Here is a 15,889-nt window from a genome sequence, read left to right as displayed (position 1 = left end):
CGAGCCCTTCGGGGCGCTGGACACCCGGGTGCGCGTGGAGCTGCGGGAGTGGCTACATGAGCTCCACGTGCGGACCGGGGTGACGACGCTGCTGGTGACGCATGATCAGGAGGAGGCGCTGGAGATCTCCCAGCACGTCGTCATCATGGAGGCGGGGCGCGTGGCCCAGGCTGGCCCGCCCGCGGAGATCTATGACAGGCCCGCCACGCCGTTCGTCGCCTCCTTCGTCGGCGGCACCAGCATCCTGAACGGCCACGTCCGTGAGGGGCGAGCACAGCTGGGCTCGCTCAATGTGGCCGCGCCGGAATCGGCGCGGGAGGGCGAGGCCGTCCGGGCGTTCGTCCGGCCGCATGACATCAAGCTCGTGAAGACGATCGCGGGCAACGGAGTCAACAGCCTGGCCACGAGCCGGGTTGAGCGGCTCAAGCCGGTGGGCGGCTATGTGAAGGTGCTGCTGAAGCTGCCCTCGGGGGACGCGGTGACCGTCGAGGTGCTGCGCGCCGAGTTCGACAAGCTCGGGGTGGTCGAGGGCGACTCGGTCCAAGCCGACGTGCGCACGGCCAACGTCTTCTTGGGGGACTTCTCGATCTGAGCCAGGAGTAGAACCGAGGCACTCAGGCCCGGATCAGACCTGGAGCGTCCGCGAGAGTGGGAGCTCGCGGATGCGCTGCCCTGTGAGCGCGAAGATGGCGTTCGCGATGGCTGGAGCGACGGGGGGCACACCGGGCTCGCCGATGCCTCCCGGAGCACCCTCACTGGCGACGATGTCGACGTGGATCTTGCGAGGCGCCTCTCGGATGCGCACCAGCCGGTAGTCGTGGAAGTTCGACTGCTGGGGCACGCCGCCCTTCATCGTGATGGCCCCATGCATCGCAATGCTCATCCCGAAGATGACCGAGCCCTCCATCTGGGATCGAACACGATCCGGGTTGATGACCGTGCCCGCATCCACCACCACCCAGGCCTCATCGACCGCGATCTTCCCACTCGGGTTGCGCACGACCGACACGACCACCGCCACGTAGGTGAGGAAGCTCCGGTGTGCCGCAAGCCCCAATGCCCTGCCATCCTTCTTCCGGTCGCTCCACCGTGAGAGCTCCGTGACACGCTCGACGACGCGTCGCAGGCGCCCGGCATCGACCGGGTGCTCCTCCACGGACATGCCGTAGTTCTCCAGCTTCTCGATGCCCAACTCCTTCAGCGTCGCGACTCGCGGCGGCCCGATCAGCTCCAGCCTCACGTCACGCGGATCCTCGCCCCGAGCATGGGCAAGCTCGTCGATGAACGAGTTGACCGAGAACGCATGGAAGATGTTGTAGACGGACCGGAGCCAGCCGATCCGCACGTGGGCCTTCGCCTCGCACGCCTCCGCTCGGACATTGGGCACAGCGAGCGCGAGATCCTTCACGCCTTGCTGAAGATCACCGTCTCCAGGCCGAGGAGGCCCGCCAAAGAGCGTCCCGATCGGTGGGAACGCCGTGCGGTGCCTCCAAGCGATCACCTTGCCCCCCTCATCGAGGCCCGCGCTCAGGCGCTGGGCGCTGACGGAGTGGAAATAGTCGTGCTGGACATCGTCCTCGCGCGTCCACTGCACGCGCACCGGCACGCCGGCCTCCCTCGCGAGCCAGGACGCCTCCGAGACGAAGTCGGCCTTCGACTTCCGCCCGAAGCCACCGCCCAGGAACGTCACGTGGACCTGAACCTTCTCCTCGGGCAGTCCAAGCACCCGGGCGGCCTCGGTGCGCGCAGCCTGCGGGTTCTGCGTGGGCGCCCACACCTCGCAGGTGCCACCCTCGAAGCGTGCCACCGCGACCGGCGGCTCCATGGGCACGTGCGCCAGGTGAGGGACGTGGTACTCGGCCTCGATCACGCGCGCGGCCTTGGCCAGAGCGCCCTCGGTATCGCCGACGTTGCGGATGACGGTGCCCGGCGCCCGCACCGCCTCGATCAGCGTCTGGTGGTATGTCTCCGAGTCATACGCCGCGTTCTCTCCAGCGTCCCACGTGATGTCGAGCGCGGCCCGGCCCCTCATCGCCGCCCAGGTGTTCTCCGCGAGCACTGCGATTCCGCCCCAGGGCTGGAAGATGTACGGCGGCTTCGGCGCTGGAAGCTCGATGACGCGCTTCACGCCAGGAACGGCCAGGGCGCGGTTGGCGTCGTACCGCGCTACGCGCCCTCCCACCACCGGGGGCCGGGCGATCACCGCCGTGAGCATGCCCGGAAGCCGGAAGTCGGCGCCGAAGATCGCGCTCCCGTTGACGTAGGCCGGACCATCGAGGAGCGGCAGCGGCTTGCCCACCCGGCGCAGCTCGGACTTCGGCCGGAGCCGGACCTCCGAGGGTTTGGGAACCGCCAGCTTGCCCGCCTCCACCGCCAGCTCGCCGAAGCCGAGCGTGCGCTGGCTTCGGCGGTGGAAGACCGCATGGTCCCGCGCTTCGCAGTCCTCCGGCTTCACCTTCCAGCGCTTCGCCGCAGCCGCCACCAGCATCACGCGCGCCGTGGCGCCCACGCGGCGCATGTCCTCGTAGATGCCGCGGACGCTGTTGGAGCCGTCGGTGTTCTGGTCGCCGTAGGCCTTGTCCCCATCGGCCTGGACAATCTTCACCCGCGCCATGTCCGCGCCGAGCTCGTCCGCGATCAGCACAGGCAGGGAGCTTCGAATGCCCTGCCCCATCTCCGAGCGGTGACAGACGATCGTCACCAGCCCCTCAGCGGCCACGTGCACGAAGACGTTCGGGTTCAGCCCCGGTGCGCTCTTCTCCTCGACCGAAGAGCTCGTCTGGGGCTTGGGCCCCAGGCGCCCCGAAGGCTCGCTGGTTGGCTTCTGCGCCTCCGCGTCGGAGAAGAAGCCGAGGGCAAGGCCCCCGACGGAGAGGTTCAGCCCCGCAAGGAAGGACCGCCGGGCGATCAACATGGGCCGCTTGCTCATCGCGTACTCCCTATTCCTCGGGCTGGCCGGCGGCCTTCTTCACAGCCGCGCGAATGCGAGTGTACGTGCCACACCGGCACAGGTTGCCCCCGAGCGACTGATCGATCTCGGCGTCGGTGGGCTTCGGCTTCTTCGCGAGCAGGGCTGCCGCGGTCATGATCTGGCCCGCCTGGCAGAACCCGCACTGCGGAACTCCCAGGTCGACCCAGGCGCGCTGCAGCGGGTGACTGCCATCTGGAGAGAGCCCTTCGATGGTCGTCACCGAGTGCCCATCCGCTCGGCGGACAGGTGTGACGCACGCGCGGACCACCTGCCCGTCCAGGTGGATGGTGCACGCGCCGCACAGCGCCTGACCGCAGCCGTACTTCGTGCCGGTGAGGCCGAGCACATCTCGCAGCGCCCAGAGCAGCGGCATTTCAGGGTCAACGTCCAGCTCCCGATCGACGCCGTTGATTCGGACTCGAATGCTCATGGCCGTGCCTCCTCACTCGGGCACTCCGCGCCCGTCTCCGCCCAGGCCGCGACGATGGCACCGAAGCGCTCCTGCGAGCCCGGCGCCGGCTCGCGGCCCGAGCCGGGAGTCCACCCCCAGCCCACGAGCTTGTCATGCGCGTTGTGCTCGACGATCTGGGCCAGGCTCTTCCCTCCGTTCCGAGAGGGATCCTTCAGCTGCTCGCACACCGCACGCGGCGAGCGGCCCACCCACGCCATCGAGCGGGGAGCTACGTGCCAGTTCGGAGCCCCAGGTACCCGTGTGAGTGCCTGGTTCCGGTCCTGGTGGCAGCTCGTGCACTCCATCCCGACCACGCCGCGATCCTCGGGGCCGCGCACCACCGGCGGATCGTGCGGGCGCCACTCCATTCCCTGGTGGGGCGAGTCGCCCTCGGGGTGGCAGTTCGCGCACCGCGGGTGCAGCAACACCCGGCTGGCCTCCAGGAAGAGTGCGCGCGAGCGCTCGGTCCGATCCGTGATGACGGCGAACGCCTCTGGAGCGCGGAGCTCGTTGGGGGCGATCTGGGGAAGGATATCGGACAGCCGCGCGGTGGGCTCGGGCTGACGCTTGCCACAGCCCGTCGCCGCCAGCAGGACGAGGACGGAGGCCCAGCCACCAAGGGACGGAGGCCTCCGAGAGTGGGACAGCCGGTTCATGGGTCGAACTCGTGGGGTGAGTGACGAATCAGGCGGAGCGCACGATACGGTGGGATGGCTCCTCCCCGTACCACTTCCTCACCGCCGGGCAGCTCGAGGCGACAGCGACTGCTCACTCCGCGTCACTTCGCATGCTCGGCCACCGTGACGGCCCACCAAGGGCCTCGCGTCTGCCCGAGCAGTGCCTCCCAGTACCACTGCGACACCTCTGTCCACCGGCGGGCACTCCCCTCCGTGATGGCCTCTCGCACCGTGAGGCGCACAGGGCCACTCGAGGCAGTGAACCGCTGCCAGGAGCTCCCGTCTTCCTGGCGCCAGAATGTGGACCTCGTGGTGGAGTAGCCAAGCCCCCGGAAGCAATCCGCCGCGGAGTGCAGCTGGCGCGTGGGCGCTGCCACCCATCGGATGATGAGCTCACGCTGTCCATCGGTGAAGCGCGCGATGCGGCCTGGGAAGCCTGCCCCGAACCGCTCCTCTCTCTCTGACAGGGGCAGCTCTCGAAGCGCACGCCCTTCGAAGGTGGAGGGCCAGCCCGGGAAGGCCGCCTCCACCGGCGCTCGCTCCAGCGGAGCACGCCAGAAGGGCGCCGTCGCCAGCAGCGCGCTCGAGAGCACGAACATGACCCAGGTGGCTCGACTCATGCGTGCGCCTCCACGGCCCGCTGGCGCGCACGCTGCCACAGGCAGCTGCCCGCGATCAGCAGACACACCGGAATGAAGGACGCCACGCCCACGCCTTCGTGGAGCCAGGGAGGCCCGGAGACCGGGCTGCGCTCCACGAGCGTAAGCGCGCAGACCCGAAGCGCGTTGCCGAAGAGGACGGCGCCCACGCCCAGCAGACACGCCAGCAGCGTCCGCCCCGCGCCCAGCCGCAGCAGACACGCCAAGGTGACGGCCAGGAACAACCCCACCCAGAGCATGCGCGCCCCACTGCACGGCGCATCCACCAGGATGACGTCCGAGCCGATCGTCAGGCTGGCGCCCTCCCTCAGCGCCGGTACCCCCATCCCCCGCAGCATGGGCACAGACAGCGCGGCCGCCGCGAGCCGCAGCGGATAGCCCAGGTAGAACTGCACCGACGACAGGATCGGCAGTGCCAGGAGCGCCAGCAGCCAGGTCCCCAGGTGGAAGGCGCGGCCCTCGGTCATCCGCGAGACGATCGCTGTGACGCACAAGAGGCACACCGCGGCGCGGACCAGTGGCGGCAGCCAGGGGTGGCCCACGGCCACGCCGACATTGACGGCCGCGAGCACCCACACCTCCCGCTCCCGCAGCGCGTGGGGTGCCCCTCGAGGCAGCATCAACACCAGGGCCAGCAGGGCCAGCAGGCCCCACGGCTCGTCAGAGCCGTCCTGGACGCGGCGGGCATACCAGCTCCATGCCTGCCATCCGGCGAGGAGCTGCAGTCCGAGGATGAAGTGGGCTCGCCGCATCAAGCCGTCCGGCGCAGGCGGAAGGCCACCAGGAGCGCGCAGGCCACGGCCAGCAGCATCCACGTCTCCGGCTCGGGCACGCTGGGCACGGTGCCCTCGGCCACGGGCGTCAAGCCCGCCTCGTCGTACTGCTCCTTGCGCTCCAGGACCACCGCGCCCGTGACGTTCGTGACGAGCTGGTGGCGAGCCGCGAGCTCACCCGCCCTCTCATGGTCCACGTCATCCCCCGTCGCCAACAGCCGGCGGACCTCCTCGCTCGCCCAGAGGCGCGCCAGGTGCGACGACGTCTTCCAGGCCTCCCCGGTGAGCGCGGCCTCCGCGACGGGGAGTCGATCCCGCTGGACCTCGTAGAACTCGCCGCCCCAGGAGGTGAACACCCGCTTCAAGTCCTCCTCCAGCGTCCCGAGCCGCGGCACCGAGCGGAAGTACGCGTAGGGCGAGAGGTCCCTGGCGAGCTGGTTCGGGCCCCGGCCCACCATCACATCGAGGATCTCACTGGGGGGATTGGCGTCGAGCCACCAGGCGGCGGGCTCCGGGTCGCGAGCCAGCTTTAACGGGTGAGGCCCGTGGACCCAGACCACGTGGGTGCGCTCCTCGGTGACCGCCATCGACCACGCGCGGGCCATGGCCGCGCTGGAGTCCTGGCCCCCCGCCGCGCTCAGCCCTTTTACCTGCTCCGCCGCTTGCCGGAGTGTCTCCACGTCCATCGCTCGGAGCGGCAGGAGCTCCTCGACTCCGTCCCTCGCTGCCAGGACTGCGAGCTCGGTGCCTCGCGGGAAGGCGGACAGGGCCTCGGCGATCTCCGGCAGCGCCTCCTTCATCACCTCGGAGCCCTCCACGACCAGGATGACCCGCGATGGCGGCTCCTCGGGGGTCTTCCTGAACCGCTGACGCACGACGTAGGCCCCCCCGTCGAGCAGATCCTCCGTCCAAGCCGTGTCCGGCGCGCCCTTGCGCTCGACGGTGAGCACCGCCTGAGGAGGCTGCAGCGCCTCGTCGCTCAAGGAGGCCAGCCACTCGCTCACCCCATCATCGCGGCGCTCCAGGCCTCCACCGGCCTTCGTCGTGAGCGGGCGCCGGGACTCCACGCGCACCACGTGCCGGAAGTCTTCGGCGATGTGGAAGTTGCGCTCGGCCAGCGTCGGGAGCAGGAGCGTGGCGAAGTGACCCTCGTCTCGAGGCAACAGCGGCACGGTGAAGCCGAGCTTGATCTTCATCGGCGGGCCCTTCACCACGGGGAAGCACTGGACCTGGATCCGATCGGTGCCCCGCCAGGTCACGAGCAGGGGATCCCGGCGCGTCTGGACGACCTTGTTGTAGGCCGCCTGGACCTTGGCGGTAGAGGCAAAGGCAGCCTCGCGCTCCTGCCCGTCGATGTACAACGTCACCCGCGAGACGACCGCCCCTGGCGGAAGCATCAGCTCCGTGCGCGCCTCGGACTGGCCCTCGGCCGTCGTCTCGAAGCTCATCGTCCACTCCAGGTAGGCGAGCGCCGCGTCTCCATCCACTGAGCCCTTCAGCTCCGAGCTGGCCAGAGAGAGCCCCGGCACACGGCCTCCCACCACCTCGCTGGCCCTGTCGAGATCCTCGCCGTCGAAGCGGAAGAACTCCCCCGAGCGCAGGTTCTCCGGCTTGGGGAGCATGTTGAACGTCTGCCCCGTCACCCGGTAGTACGCAGTCCTCGCCTCCTCGACGCTCACCACGCCGTCGAAGGACATCAGGAAGTCGAGGAGGCTGGCCTGCCGCGGAGCCACGTAGCATGCGGCCCGAAGCACCTCCTCGTTCCCGGCCCTCCGCAGCCACTCGAGCGCGGCGCGCTGGGTCTGCGGGCCTCCATTCACCGCGGCGTGCAGCGCCAGCCGTGTCCCCGCCACGGGCCCCTCCACCGCGAGGAACGTCACCAGCGCGATCCCCACTCCGAGCCACGGTTTGGGGATCTGGACACCCGCGGGGTGGGCCCGGCCCAGCCGACGACGGATCACCCCGGACATGACGAGCGACAGCAGCGGCGCCAACGGCAGCAGGCCCATCCCGGCGAAGAAGACGGCGATCACCGCCAGGGGCAGGAGCGGCAGGAAGATCGCGGAGTACAGCGCGCTGATGCCGATGGCCATGCCGTTGAGGATGAGCGCGGCGCTCAGCAGGCGCGGGGTGCGCACCCTCGTGGCGATCAGCCCCACGGCGCTGGCCACGGGCACACACGCCACGAGGAGCACGTGCACGAGCGTGGGCAGCGGATCGAAGAACGTCTCGGCGCACATCCGAGAGTGCAGCTCGATGACCAGCGTCACCGCCGGGAGGACCACACCCAGAGCCCACGCCAGGAACGTCACCACCTGCGACCACCACGAGCTCGTCTGTATCGAAGGTTCGTTCACGCCACTCTCGGTCTGGAAGCTGGGCTTGCCCAGCCAGGAAATGGTACCGAATACCCGGCGGTATACCCAAGGAGCGCAGGATGCTGGACTGGCAGTGGAGGCGGTTCCCGGAGCTGACGGTGGATGAGCTCTACCGAGTGGTCGCGCTCCGCCAGCAGGTCTTCATCGTGGAGCAGAAGTCCATCTACCAAGACGCGGATGGCTACGATCGTGGCTCCCACCATCTGCTCGGGGGGCTGCCGGGCGAGCCAGAGCCCTTCCTCGCGGCCTACCTCCGCGTGCTCCCGCCGGGGCTGAAGTACCCGGAGGCCAGCTTTGGCCGCGTCATCACGGCCCCACGTGTGCGCAGCCAGGGCTACGGCAAGACACTGGTGGAGAAGGGCCTGTCCTTCATCGAGACGCACTTCCCGGGTGCCCCCGTCCGCATCGGCGCCCAGCACTACCTCCAGCGGTTCTACGAGGGCTATGGCTTCCGCCCGATCAGCGACGTGTACGACGAGGACGGCGTCCCCCACATCGACATGATCCGCTGAGTCTCAGCCGTCCCGAGGTTCCCCACGGCCACCGCCGACCCTCGGGGTCCGTGCCCTCGACGGGTGGCTGCGGGCCGGGCCATACTCCCTTCGTATGGGGGAACAGACCGCGTACGTGAGCGCCTGCGCTCCATCTTCAGCGGCCCGTCTCCTCCCTGTTTCTCTTCATGGGTGACGCCCTCAGGCTACGGCTCGTCTGAGGCCGGCCTGCGCTGGGTGCGGAAGATGGGGATGTAGCAGTTCCCTAACCACTCGTAGGTCTCATCGTCGCAAGGGGGCTTCGCGCGACCTGCCAAGTCCCAACACCCGCCGCGAATCTCTACCTGCCATGACTTACAGGGGGCACGGAGCTGCCCGGCCAGCGGATTCTTTGGCATGTCGACAGCGACGAACCGTGCTGACTCTTGCGGCGGTATCTCTTCCTTCGCAGCCACGGAGGAGAATCCGTCACCCAGTCCTGCGGTGCCGCCATCCCTTCCCTCCTCTTGCTGACCTGGCACCGCCTGCACGACCACAGGCGGTTCCCATTGCCGAGGGAGATCCTCCTGCTGGGGCACGACCACGAACACCATCAGCGCCACCACAGCCGCGCTCAGCACCAACCTCCTTGCTGGAATCCTCCTTCCCTCTTGCTCCGTGGGAGCCTGTGCACGCTTCTGCTCCCTGGCTTCCTGTCGCTCCCACTCCACCCGCGCCCCTGCATCCCCCTCCTTCGAGCGCTGAACCACCTCCGCATCCCTCCGCCGTGGGCGATGGCCCAACCGTTGGCTGACGGGGTCCTGCTTCCGTGAGCGCTCAGCCGCCGCTTGCGTCTCCCAGGCAAACAACAGCTCGTCCGCCTCGGGCCCCGTCTCCCGCGCCACCTGCTCCCACGCCTCGGCGGCCTCCTCCGGACTCCCGTTGAAGCGCTCCTCGGGATTCACCGACACCAGCCGCAGGATGAGCCCATCCAGCGCCTTGCCCAGCTGAGCGTTGAGCTCACGAGGAGAACGAGGCCCCTTCCCATTCCACCTCCACACCTCGGCCCCTGCCTCATCCGGCTGTGTCGGCGGCGGGTACTCATCGGTCACCAGCCGGTACGCCGTCACCCCCAGCGCGAACAGGTCATCACTGGCATTGGCTTCGTAGTGCGCTCTCGCCTGGAAGTTGTTGAAGCGCTGATAGGCCCATGCCTCGGGGCTGCGGTAGGCCACCGTGTTGGGCGGCAGGATGTCCAGCGTCAGCACCGCAGCCCCCCGCACCATTCCCGAGCCAAAGTCCGTCAGGAACGGCCGCCCATCCGCCAGCCGCACCAGCACGTTGTCCCCCTTCACGTCCCGGTGCACTCCACCCGCCGCCTCCACGGCCGCCAGCGCTCCCGCCACCTGGGCCACCAGCTCCATCACCTGGCGCTGGGTGGGGTTGCGCTGGCTGGACCAGTCGTACAGTGGCACTCCCTCCACCCACTCCATCACCAGGTACGGAAACACCCCCAGCGCGCACTCCCAGTGCCCTTGCCCATGCAGCCGTGGCACGTTCGGGTGCCGGATGAGCGAGAGCAAATCCCCCTCTCGCTCGAAGCGCTCGTTGCGCGCGTGGTTGGCCATCTTCAGCGCGAAGAAGCCTTCCTCCTCGCGGCCGTCACGCACAGCCTTGTAGACGGTGCCGTAGGTGCCCTGCCCTCTCCAGGACACCACACGCCACGGCCCTACCCGCGTGCCCACCTTCAACGAAGCCGGGTTCTGCTCCCTCGCGAGCAGCCTCGTCTCCATGAGTCCTCCTGGCGCAAGGAGCGGCCTGCTCCGCTCCTCCCCTCCACCCTACCTCATGGGTCACCCTGAATGCATCCCTCATCTCAGGTATGATTCGGAGCCGTACACTCCACCGCGCGGCGACAACTGCGAGTGCTCGCGGGTTCGGCGAGGGAGCTGCTTCAAGAGTCCGTGTGCGTCCCCTCCGCGGCGATGCGTCTGAGTGCCTCGCCGGTCGCTGGATCCGCGGGGAAGAAGGACTCGATCGCGAGCTCAGCGAGGGTGATGTCGACGGCCGTGCCAAAAACGGTGACGGTGCTGAAGAACGACAGGAGCCCCTGCGGCGTCTGAAGGCGCATGGGTACGACCACTCCCGTGTACTCATGCCCTCCCGCAAGCCCCAGAGGGTACGCAGTGCCGCCCTCGCCACCATAGCCACGAAGCTCTTCGAGGAGGGCGGCAAGCGTCGCATCCCCGGTGAGCTCGACCTGACGGTGAAGCCGAGTCAGGACGTGGTGCCGCCATTGCTCCAGGTTGGCGATACGCGGCGCCAGCCCTGAAGGGTGCAGGCTGAGCCGCAAGACGTTGAGCGGAGGCTGGAGCAGCTCGGGCGAGACTCCTGTCAGGAGCGCGCCCACCGCGCGATTGGCCGCGAGCAACGTCCAGTACCTGTCCACGGCGAGCGCTGGGTAGGGCACGTGGCCGGTGAGCACCAGATTCACGGCCTCCCGCGCGGCCCGGAGCGCGGGATCTTCGAGGCTCTTCTCGGAATAGACGGGGGCATACCCTGCGGCCACCAGCAAGCCGTTGCGCTCACGGAGCGGGATCTCGAGCTCCTCGGCGAGATGGAGCAGCATCTCCCGGCTCGGCTGCGACCGGCCCGTCTCCAGGAAGCTGACGTGCCGGGCAGAGACCTCCGCACGGCATGCCAGATCGAGCTGGCTGAGGCTTCGGCGCTGGCGCCACATGCGCAGCAGCTCTCCTACCGGGCGGCCTGGCGAGGAGCTCAGAGTCGTCATGGCTGGGAGGATAGAGGCGGGACGTCATCCCTCCAATTACCTCGGACGTAATCGACATCGGCCCCGCCGAGGCGCATGAAAAGCCTCACGCGACGGGGCCTCACGCATCGTCGCGCATCCCTGTCTCAAAGGAGAACATCCGATATGAGCACGATGACTGACTCGTGGAAGCTGTTGCGCCGTGCCCTGCTCGCCGATGGTGTCATCAGTGGCGCCACCGGTGCCCTGATGCTGCTCGCCGCCAGCCCGCTGGGCGGCCTGCTGGGGCTGAATGTGGCACTGCTGCGGACGGCGGGCCTCAGCCTGATCCCCTTTGCGGCCTTGCTGGTGTACCTCTCCGTGCGGACCACCATCCCGCACCGGCTCGTCTGGGGAATCGTCGGCTGCAACGTGCTGTGGGCCCTCGACAGCGTGCTGCTCCTGGCGGCCGGATGGGCCACGCCGACGACCTGGGGCTACCTCTTCACCCTCGGACAGGCACTCGCGGTCGCCGTCTTCGCCGGGCTGCAATACGCCGGGCTGCGGCGCTCCGTCCCCGCCATGGCCTGACGAGGGTCCTCCTCGGAATCATCACCGAGCGCGCGCGGGCGGGCCTCACGAAGCAGGAGCGTCATGCGGGGACGGCTCCTGCAAAGCCATCGGGGCTAAGTCTTTTCAGGGGGGGCTGGGCGGAGGCCCGACTTCTCAGCGTGGGCGGTGACGCCCCTGGCTACGTCGCACGTGGGACTGGCTGAATCCGGCAGATCTCATGTCCCTCGTCCATCCCGGGTCTCTGCCTATGAGGTCCTTCCCGCCCACCCACGGGCGGTGACAGGCTCCGCGCCATGCCACGCCTGTGCTCTCTGGCGCTCCTGGTCTTGCTGGCCTCCACGCAGCTGGGCGGCTCCTGCTCCGAACCCGACGCCGTTCCCCTCGAGGAGCTGCAGAAGGACATCACTCCCCCCTTCGACTACGCCCTGTACTGCGACGAGAACGGTACCCTGGTGGGAAGCCGCTCCGCCGTGCTCCTCGTCTACCGCGCTGCGCACCTCGAGCGCGTCTACGCCGACTCCCGGGCCGGCAACTCGCGCGCCCAGGCGCTCTTCGAACAGTTGGAGGCCACCCTCCGCGCCACCGGTCAGGAACTGGCCCGCAAATCCCTGGGCATTGCCTGCGGCTCCCTGCCCGCCTGCGTGGCGCAGTGGCACAAGCTGGACGAGTTCATGCCCTCGCGTGGCGAAGGGGGCATGCGCTTGCGCCAGGTCATGGCCGACAGCTTCTCCCAAGAGGCCAAGCTCCAGCATGTAAGAAACACCACCATCGCCGCCGTGCTCGACGTGCTGTTGGTGGGCACCGTCCTCAGGCGAGGCGCGGCCGGTGCCACGGAAGCGGAGGCGGCAACGGCTGAAGCCAGGACCGCGGCAGCGGAAGCCGCCACCCCGGTGGAGGCTGGAAGACTGGCGCTGGCGGGGCTGGAGGCCCGTATCGCCGCGGAGGAGCTCGCCGCTCTGGAGGCCCGCCTCGCTGAAGCGGAGGCACTGGAGACGGCCGCACGCCACCCTCAGAGCCTGAAGGAACTCGCACGCCACCGCCCCGCCTCCTCCCAGCCCCCCTCAGGCATTGAGGCCGAGCACCCGCGCTGGACCAGCTACGTGGCCTACTGGCACCGCCGCTACGAGGAGCTGGCCGGTACGCGCCCCCTACCCCCCAGGGTGCCAGAAGCCAAGCCCCCTCTCACCTGGAACAGCTACTCGGGACTCCTCAACACGTTCCAGCGCTCCCTGGAGTTCCAGCGCGCCGTCACGCGCTGGCTCCAGCAAGCAGAAGGCTCGCGGCAGTGCATCCCGGGGATGAAGCAGCCCCTGGTCACCGACAACACGGGACTCCAGCTCGAGGGCCGTGCCCATCCCGTCTATGTGGATCAACTCGCCGTAGACCAAGCGACCCTCGGAGCAGGCCGCCAACCTTCCGTCCACTCCTTCAGCAACAAGCAGCACAGCTTCTCTGGCAAGGGCCTGAACGAGGTGCGAGACCAGCTCAAGATCGACAGCTTGGAGGCCAGGACCAAGTACAGTGGAGTGGTGGAAGTGCGTCGGCGCGGCCATCCACTCTTTGGCCAGAAAGTGCGGATCTCACGGGTGCACATCGTCTATGACGCGACGACTCTTGATGCCGAAATCAGGAAGGCCCTCTTGAAAGCCGCGCCCCAAAATGGTGTCGACCTCCACCTCTATGTCCCCTGACGAGTGGAACAAGTCCGGAAGGTTTCTGCTTGAGCTCTTCTCTTCCACCAACCCCATGGACCGGGGCTTCGAGGGGCTGGAGAAGGTGCTGGAGGTCATCGAGTCGCTGGACCCCGAGTTGCGCCCAGACAAGATGCGGATATTGGGTCCTCGCCTGAATTATTCGCGCCAAGCTCTGCGGAAGCGGCTCCATAAGGCCTACATTGTCGACACCTTCAGTCTCATGCTGGTGCGCTCCCAGCCGCCGGAGGTCATGGTCGAGTTCGTGAGCAGGACGAATGATGCTGGAGGCTATAGCTCCATTGAAATGTACCTGCAGCCCTTCTCGTTCTTACGCGAGCCGGGCCAAGCCGAAAGGCGCGCCGGGCACCTCGTCTCCTTCGTGCGGGCCATGGCCTCCTGCCTCCCTCTCACCTTCGGCCTGGGTCACAGCTTCACCGATCTCTGCCTTGGCACCGATCCCACCGTGAAGGACCTGAGTACACCCCGGCCCATCTATGAGACGTTCTGGCTCAACGTGTACGGCCCGGCCATGGTGCAGGCCATAGGCCGCCAGCGCCTGCTGTCCACCCCGGCCGTCCTCATCGAGGAGTTGCCCGGCGGCGCCGTCCTCTGGCTCACCCGCCCCACCCCCGCTGACTTCGACTCCGAAGAGGCCCGCCTCGCCCAGGCCCGTGCCCTCGTCCACCTGCGCCCCGAACTCTCCTTGGACTCCACCCTGGCCACTCTGCGCCAGCGCTCCCTCGAGTTCTCACCCCTGCCCATGGAGTTCGATCCCGACGTCGCCGACATCCTCCGCATGGAGGCTGACTTTCATGGAGTGGCGGGCGGCAAGCGCTCCCTCGTCGAACGCTTCAACCGTTACCACCCTCCCCCCGTCTCCGAGTGGTTGCCTGCCTCTCAGGCTCCCGCACCCGATGTGGACAACGTCAAGGCCGCCATCGACACCTACGAGGGCCTCTACGCCGAGCAGCTCATCGCCCTGTTCCACTCGGACGTGCCCCAAGTCACCGAGGGCACCCTGGAGGCACTGCCTCACCTCGACTGGCACCTGTGGCACGCAGGTTGGGGCAGGCGCCTGTCCCACGAGCAGCGCGAGACCCTCGTCCCTGCACTGGGTGCCTTTCTCGGCCGCTATCTGGTGGAGGTGCTCGGCGGCCGCTGGCTGCCGCGCAAGATGCTGGAAGAGGCCGCGGTCGTCATCGGTGACAAGGCCTGGCTGCCCTTCCTCCGTGCCCGTCATGCCCTCCAGAATCAGGAGGCTCCTCTGGACTTCTCCTGCTCTCAGCTCTTCCGCCTCGCTCAGCGTCTTGCTCGCGCTCACTCGCACTGAAGCACAGCCCTCCACGCCTGCTTTAGGCCGCGAACCCAGCCCCCCTGAAACGACTTAACCCCGATGGCTTAGTTCGCGCCCAGCTGCTTGAGGGCGATACGGGCGTCGGGGGCGAACCTCCCGGAGGGCTCCAGGACCAGGTACGTCTTATAGGCCTCGGCCGCCTCCTCTTCCTCACGGGTCACCTGGAGCGCCATGCCGAGCGCAAACCACGCGAGGGAATTCAACGAGTCCTTCTCCACGACCTCCTGCAGCAGCTTCACCGCCTCTGCATTGCTCGCTTCGTCGGTCCTTCCCACCGCCAGCGAGAAGCCCAGCCCCGCCTTCGCCTCCAGCGAGCTCGGATGGAACTTCAAGGCCACCCGATAGTTCTCCATGGCTGCCTCATAGCGCCTGCTGGCGACGGCCGCCTTCGCCTGCTGGATGTACCGCTCGACATCCACCGAGGGAGCCGCGGAGGGCGGGCTCCGATGGGCTGGCTCCTCGGGTGCCTCCGCGACAACCTCCTCCGTGGGCACGTCCGTGACGGGCTCGGACCGAGGCATCCTCTTGACGGCGATCGCGATGAGGCCCACGGCCAACCACCCCAGCGCCGTGCCACCTCCCACGCTCCACTTCCACGCCCGAAGAGCACTGGACGCTGGAGGAGCCGCCACTGGCCCTTCGGGGGGAGGGTTCACCAAGGCCGGAACGGTGGGGCTCGACGCAGCGGGGCTCGGCGCGGCGGGGCTCGGCGCGGGAGGCTCGGGACGGGGCTCCGGTGGCGCTGAGGGGGCGGCACGCGGATCGGCACGCCACGAGGCGAGCTCCTCCTGGAACGAGCCCGGCACCTGGACTTCCCGGCCCGCGCGCACCAGCGCCTCGCTGAACAGGTCCTGGATGTAGTGCGAGAGCGTCAACGTAGAGAAGCGGGGCGCGTGGGAGTACAGGAAGCCCGCCAGGGCCTCGCCGAAGACATGGCTGGACTCGTAGCGATCCTCCCGGCGCACCGTGAGCGCCCCCATGATGATGTCTTCCAGCTCCTGGGGCACCCGCGGGTTGATGTCCCGGGGCCGAGGGAACTCGCCCTGACTGAGCTTGGGCATCACGACGTACTCAGGCCCCTCGACGGGAAGCCTCCCGCAGAGCATCTCGTAGAGGACGATCCCCGTGGCCCACACGTCC

Annotated in this window: 13 protein-coding genes and 1 pseudogene; 5 read left to right on the top strand and 9 right to left on the bottom strand. The window is 68.5% G+C overall.

Features of this window, described 5'->3' with window-relative positions; translation table 11 throughout:
- On the top strand, window positions 1-592 hold a 592-nt coding region (locus VD972_RS21575), incomplete at its 5' end, for a sulfate/molybdate ABC transporter ATP-binding protein (RefSeq protein ID WP_324989913.1).
- Between the two features lie 33 nt (window positions 593-625).
- On the opposite strand, the gene VD972_RS21570 is transcribed toward VD972_RS21575, so the two are convergent.
- From VD972_RS21570 to VD972_RS21545, 6 genes are all read right to left on the bottom strand, one after another.
- Window positions 626-2,929 carry a xanthine dehydrogenase family protein molybdopterin-binding subunit gene (locus VD972_RS21570; RefSeq protein ID WP_324989911.1) on the bottom strand — a complete coding sequence of 768 codons (2,304 nt, stop codon included), beginning with the start codon at window positions 2,927-2,929 and terminating at the stop codon, window positions 626-628.
- Between the two features lie 10 nt (window positions 2,930-2,939).
- Complete coding sequence (locus VD972_RS21565) at window positions 2,940-3,401, bottom strand: (2Fe-2S)-binding protein (RefSeq protein WP_324989909.1); 462 nt, start codon at window positions 3,399-3,401, stop codon at window positions 2,940-2,942.
- The gene (locus VD972_RS21560; protein WP_324989907.1) at window positions 3,398-4,078 is read right to left on the bottom strand and encodes an Isoquinoline 1-oxidoreductase subunit; all 681 of its coding nucleotides are present in this window, start codon (window positions 4,076-4,078) and stop codon (window positions 3,398-3,400) included. Before VD972_RS21560 ends, VD972_RS21565 begins: the two co-directional genes overlap by 4 nt.
- Window positions 4,079-4,200: 122 nt before the next feature.
- Window positions 4,201-4,719, bottom strand: a complete 519-nt coding sequence (locus VD972_RS21555; RefSeq protein ID WP_324989904.1) for a hypothetical protein — start codon at window positions 4,717-4,719, stop codon at window positions 4,201-4,203.
- On the bottom strand, window positions 4,716-5,510 hold the full coding sequence (locus tag VD972_RS21550; RefSeq protein WP_324989902.1) for an archaeosortase/exosortase family protein: 795 nt from the start codon (window positions 5,508-5,510) through the stop codon (window positions 4,716-4,718). The genes VD972_RS21555 and VD972_RS21550 overlap by 4 nt, the downstream gene beginning before the upstream one ends.
- Window positions 5,510-7,888 (bottom strand): hypothetical protein, encoded by a 2,379-nt coding sequence (locus VD972_RS21545; RefSeq protein ID WP_324989900.1) that lies wholly within the window; start codon window positions 7,886-7,888, stop codon window positions 5,510-5,512. Before VD972_RS21545 ends, VD972_RS21550 begins: the two co-directional genes overlap by 1 nt.
- 80 nt (window positions 7,889-7,968) lie before the next feature.
- Between VD972_RS21545 and VD972_RS21540 the strand changes: the two genes are divergently transcribed.
- Window positions 7,969-8,421: a GNAT family N-acetyltransferase gene (locus tag VD972_RS21540; RefSeq protein ID WP_324989898.1), complete on the top strand. Its 453-nt coding sequence runs from the start codon at window positions 7,969-7,971 to the stop codon at window positions 8,419-8,421.
- Between the two features lie 185 nt (window positions 8,422-8,606).
- Here the strand turns inward: VD972_RS21540 and VD972_RS21535 are convergent, their stop codons facing one another.
- Both VD972_RS21535 and VD972_RS21530 read right to left on the bottom strand, forming a co-directional pair.
- Window positions 8,607-10,172 carry a serine/threonine-protein kinase gene (locus tag VD972_RS21535; RefSeq protein WP_324989896.1) on the bottom strand — a complete coding sequence of 522 codons (1,566 nt, stop codon included), beginning with the start codon at window positions 10,170-10,172 and terminating at the stop codon, window positions 8,607-8,609.
- 161 nt (window positions 10,173-10,333) lie between these two features.
- Entirely contained in the window at window positions 10,334-11,170 is an 837-nt protein-coding gene (locus tag VD972_RS21530) for a helix-turn-helix transcriptional regulator (protein WP_324989894.1), read from the bottom strand.
- Window positions 11,171-11,314: 144 nt separating this feature from the next.
- Between VD972_RS21530 and VD972_RS21525 the strand changes: the two genes are divergently transcribed.
- The 3 genes from VD972_RS21525 (at window position 11,315) to VD972_RS21515 (ending at window position 14,725) form a co-directional block, all read left to right on the top strand.
- The gene (locus tag VD972_RS21525) at window positions 11,315-11,719 is read left to right on the top strand and encodes a hypothetical protein (protein ID WP_324989892.1); all 405 of its coding nucleotides are present in this window, start codon (window positions 11,315-11,317) and stop codon (window positions 11,717-11,719) included.
- Window positions 11,720-11,994: 275 nt separating this feature from the next.
- On the top strand, window positions 11,995-13,392 hold the full coding sequence (locus VD972_RS21520) for a hypothetical protein (RefSeq protein ID WP_324989889.1): 1,398 nt from the start codon (window positions 11,995-11,997) through the stop codon (window positions 13,390-13,392).
- Entirely contained in the window at window positions 13,382-14,725 is a 1,344-nt protein-coding gene (locus VD972_RS21515) for a hypothetical protein (protein WP_324989887.1), read from the top strand. Before VD972_RS21520 ends, VD972_RS21515 begins: the two co-directional genes overlap by 11 nt.
- A 68-nt stretch (window positions 14,726-14,793) precedes the next feature.
- Here VD972_RS21515 and VD972_RS21510 read toward each other — a convergent pair.
- A pseudogene (locus VD972_RS21510) lies at window positions 14,794-15,889 on the bottom strand (hypothetical protein); the annotation flags it as partial.

Origin of the sequence: Hyalangium sp. (genome assembly GCF_035629615.1) — a bacterium.
In the GTDB taxonomy this organism is placed as follows: domain Bacteria; phylum Myxococcota; class Myxococcia; order Myxococcales; family Myxococcaceae; genus Hyalangium.
This window is presented reverse-complemented; position numbering and strand designations above follow the sequence as displayed.

Bases quoted from the DNA above. Each gene is read 5' to 3' on its own strand.
- VD972_RS21570 (WP_324989911.1), bottom strand. From the start codon at position 2,929: ATGAGCAAGCGGCCCATGTTGATCGCCCGGCGGTCCTTCCTTGCGGGG.
- VD972_RS21565 (WP_324989909.1), bottom strand. From the start codon at position 3,401: ATGAGCATTCGAGTCCGAATCAACGGCGTCGATCGGGAGCTGGACGTT.
- VD972_RS21560 (WP_324989907.1), bottom strand. From the start codon at position 4,078: ATGAACCGGCTGTCCCACTCTCGGAGGCCTCCGTCCCTTGGTGGCTGG.
- VD972_RS21555 (WP_324989904.1), bottom strand. From the start codon at position 4,719: ATGAGTCGAGCCACCTGGGTCATGTTCGTGCTCTCGAGCGCGCTGCTG.
- VD972_RS21550 (WP_324989902.1), bottom strand. From the start codon at position 5,510: ATGCGGCGAGCCCACTTCATCCTCGGACTGCAGCTCCTCGCCGGATGG.
- VD972_RS21540 (WP_324989898.1), top strand. From the start codon at position 7,969: ATGCTGGACTGGCAGTGGAGGCGGTTCCCGGAGCTGACGGTGGATGAG.
- VD972_RS21535 (WP_324989896.1), bottom strand. From the start codon at position 10,172: ATGGAGACGAGGCTGCTCGCGAGGGAGCAGAACCCGGCTTCGTTGAAG.
- VD972_RS21530 (WP_324989894.1), bottom strand. From the start codon at position 11,170: ATGACGACTCTGAGCTCCTCGCCAGGCCGCCCGGTAGGAGAGCTGCTG.
- VD972_RS21525 (WP_324989892.1), top strand. From the start codon at position 11,315: ATGAGCACGATGACTGACTCGTGGAAGCTGTTGCGCCGTGCCCTGCTC.
- VD972_RS21520 (WP_324989889.1), top strand. From the start codon at position 11,995: ATGCCACGCCTGTGCTCTCTGGCGCTCCTGGTCTTGCTGGCCTCCACG.
- VD972_RS21515 (WP_324989887.1), top strand. From the start codon at position 13,382: ATGTCCCCTGACGAGTGGAACAAGTCCGGAAGGTTTCTGCTTGAGCTC.